The organism is Bacillus sp. AFS053548, from assembly GCF_002575105.1.
GTDB lineage: Bacteria > Bacillota > Bacilli > Bacillales > Bacillaceae_G > Gottfriedia.
Genome location: NZ_NUHI01000046.1, coordinates 1 through 1,904, shown reverse-complemented (window position 1 = coordinate 1,904; position 1,904 = coordinate 1). Strand labels below are relative to the sequence as shown.

1 protein-coding gene is annotated in these 1,904 nt (G+C 39.1%); it reads left to right on the top strand.

Annotated elements, in window-relative coordinates:
• Positions 1-568: 568 nt before the first annotated feature.
• The gene (gene ltrA / locus CN946_RS20580) at positions 569-1,828 is read left to right on the top strand and encodes a group II intron reverse transcriptase/maturase (protein ID WP_098862803.1); all 1,260 of its coding nucleotides are present in this window, start codon (positions 569-571) and stop codon (positions 1,826-1,828) included.
• Positions 1,829-1,904 lie beyond the last annotated feature (76 nt).

Genomic DNA, 1,904 nt, shown 5'->3' with positions numbered 1-1,904 from the left:
TTTTTTATGTGTGCCCAGCATGTACATCACCTATAAGGTGCAAGTCCTGAACCATGAAGGCAGTAGTAGTGGTTAGCCTAAGACAAGGGTGTCCGTGGTGACGCGGAATCTGAAGGAAGTCGGCGGCAAATTTCCGACCTAAGGAACACGAACTTCATATAAGGCTAGGTAACGTTGGATGAGTTTGCATAACAAAACGAAGTCCTTACTGCCAAAGGTGTTACAGAGTAAATGAAGTAGGTAGATGGAATGAAAGATGATGTACTTACCTGGGGAGGTCTGGCAAATAAGCTACACACTTGTAGTAACTTATCTAGTGATAGATAACTGAATTGCCAGAAGTCAGCAGACGTCATAGTACCTTTTCTGAACTCGAGAACGAAAAGGGAAGGACTGAACAAATTAAGGAGAACAGATACTAGGCGTTCGAATTCTATATAGAAGCAGACAATCTCTATAAAGAGACTTACTTGAATGAAGAAACGGTGAATACGTGGGGGACTTCAAGAGGGTGGAGTAGAATTAGGCACAAACAGACAATTTTGTTCACGTAGAAAGGAAATATCAGATGTTGATGGAAATGATCCTAACACGGGAAAATCTTTTAAGTGCTCTGAAAAGAGTCGAACGAAATAAGGGGAGCCACGGTGTAGACAATATGTCGACCAAAGACCTGCGGTCGTACATCGTCAAACACTGGGATGAACTAAAACAATCCCTTGAAAATGGAACCTATCAACCTCATCCAGTCCGTCGAGTCGAAATCCCGAAACCGAACGGTGGCATGAGGTTATTAGGTATACCGACCGTGTTAGACCGATTCATCCAACAAGCAATTACCCAAGTATTAACACCAATATTCGACCCAAACTTCTCGGAAAATAGCTACGGTTTTCGTCCAAAGAAAAGAGGACATGACGCAGTAAGAAAAGCAAAAGGTTATATAAAGGAAGGATGCGAATGGGTAATTGATATTGACTTAGAGAAATTCTTTGACAAAGTTAACCACGATAAGTTGATGGGCATCCTAGCGAAGCGAATTCCAGACAAGATACTCTTAAGACTAATACGGAGTTATCTGAGTGCAGGAGTCATGATTGGAGGAATATTTTCTGAAAGTACCGAAGGTACTCCACAAGGAGGACCATTAAGTCCATTACTCTCAAATATTATTTTAGACGATTTAGATAAAGAGTTGGAAAGAAGAGAATGCAAGTTTGTAAGATACGCCGATGATTGTAATATCTATGTTAAATCAAAGAAGGCAGGATTACGAACAATGTCATCTATTGTTTCCTTTATTGAAAAGAACTTAAAGCTTAAGGTAAATATGGAAAAGTCTTCAGTGGACCGACCGTGGAACAGAAAATTCTTAGGTTTTAGTTTTATATGTATCAATGAAACTAAAATAAAAATCTCTAATCAGAGCTTAAAGAGAGTAAGACAGAAAATTAAAGAATTAACTTCGAGAAAGAATTCTATTCAAATGGTAAGACGTATAGAAAAATTAAATACTTACCTGATTGGCTGGTGTGGATACTATGCGTTGGCAGATACACCAAGTCAATTTAAAAGTTTAGATAAGTGGATTCGAAGAAGACTTAGAATGTGCTTATGGAAACAATGGAAATTCCCACGTACTAGGATAAGGAAATTAATCAGTCTCGGCATTAATAAACAAACAGCTTATGAATGGGGAAATACAAGAAAAGGCTATTGGAGAATTTCGCAAAGTCATATTCTAAACAAAAGCCTAGGGAATAAATTTTGGCAAAACCAAGGTCTCAAAAGTCTATATCTAAGATATGAATTTTTACGTCAGACATAATTTGAACCGCCGTATACGGAACCGTACGTACGGTGGTGTGAGAGGTCGGGGGCTAGCCGCCCCCTCCTACTCGATT

What these genes read in the sequence shown, in the direction of transcription:
- ltrA (WP_098862803.1), top strand. Translation starts at nt 569, where the DNA reads ATGTTGATGGAAATGATCCTAACACGGGAAAATCTTTTAAGTGCTCTG.